Here is a 1,215-nt window from a genome sequence, read left to right as displayed (position 1 = left end):
CTTCCCGTTGAGTGGCAGTTACGGATTCATTGTATTCTATTAGGAGAATCCCGATTATTTTGATATGGGGTAATTTGGTTAATCAACAGGCCTGACTTAATTCAGATGATCAAGTATATATGTCAGGTGGCACAACACAAATAGGCACAAAATTATTATCTCTTGAAACAGACATCTTTTGGGGAATTGATGAAGAAGATGCAGTTCTAGGAAACGTAAGATTTGAAAGCTACTTAAAAGCATTATACTTAGCTGGATATATACATTTTGAAAATGATTCATTCATTGAAAAAGCTCGTCAACGATATAGGGAAGGTTATCGGTTACAAAGGTTTGGGACTCAAACCGGTAACAATACAAAATTTCTGTAAGATGGGTTATCTTAAATATGTTACAGAAGATTCATATCTCCTTACATTAGTGGGGGTCTATTAACATTTAAGGAAGCTAAGCAGTGGTTAAGTAAAAACAAACATACTTCGGTTTGGGCCACAAGTGAAGAAGCGGCAGAACAATTAGCAGCATCATTTGGTGGGGAACCCGTTGGACCTGAAAATCATGCGGATAAAGGGTATATCGGAACTAAATATTATTGGCATTATCATGCTGCGAAAAGAGCAACCGGTCACATTTTTTATGGCACAGATGGTAAAGAAGGAGAAAAAATGAATCCACATTGGAGATCTCGAGGACAGTAAGGGCAAATAAACAGAAAGTAAATGTTTATGTTACTCTTTCTGCTTGACAATCCGTCGCTTAAAAAGGGTTTGCCCATAAAATGATGGGCTAGTTCAAATTACTTATTGGCTCTAGTTTCCTAGTTTAAAAATAAGAAGGAGATGATTTTAAATGCAGCTTGATATAAATAAACTGTATGAAACGTACCTGACTCTACATATCCCTAATCCGTTTACGCTAGATCAAATCGGCGAAAGATTAATAAAACAATATGCGGCAAAACAAATAACCAAAGAAAAATTTATTGAATGTTATGACCCTAGTTTCCCTGAAGACCCCTATGCAGATTTTCATACGGTCGTTACCGTTTATATTTTTCGTGATCAAGAAGGAATGAAAAAACTGCTTACCCTTGACTCCCCCGATGAAAAAAAATCTTTTTACAAAAGACGGATTGTAAAATGAAGTGCGACACCTTCTGGGAATAAAAAACAAAGGGCCCATGGCCGGATTCGTGTAGAATGAAAGTTCTCACCA

General features: G+C 36.6%; 1 protein-coding gene and 1 pseudogene. Both read left to right on the top strand.

The annotated features are described in order from the left end of the window. The first annotated feature begins 119 nt into the window (after positions 1–119). Entirely contained in the window at positions 120–371 is a 252-nt protein-coding gene (locus PPOP_RS20570) for a hypothetical protein (protein ID WP_006286311.1), read from the top strand. 478 nt (positions 372–849) lie between these two features. Further along, positions 850–1,125: pseudogene (locus tag PPOP_RS10545) on the top strand (pyruvate kinase); the annotation flags it as partial. Positions 1,126–1,215 lie beyond the last annotated feature (90 nt).

It is taken from the genome of Paenibacillus popilliae ATCC 14706 (assembly GCF_000315235.1).
GTDB classification, from domain to species: Bacteria; Bacillota; Bacilli; order Paenibacillales; family Paenibacillaceae; genus Paenibacillus_B; species Paenibacillus_B popilliae.
Note: the sequence above shows the minus strand (reverse complement) of the source record. Positions and strands in the feature narration are given on the sequence as shown.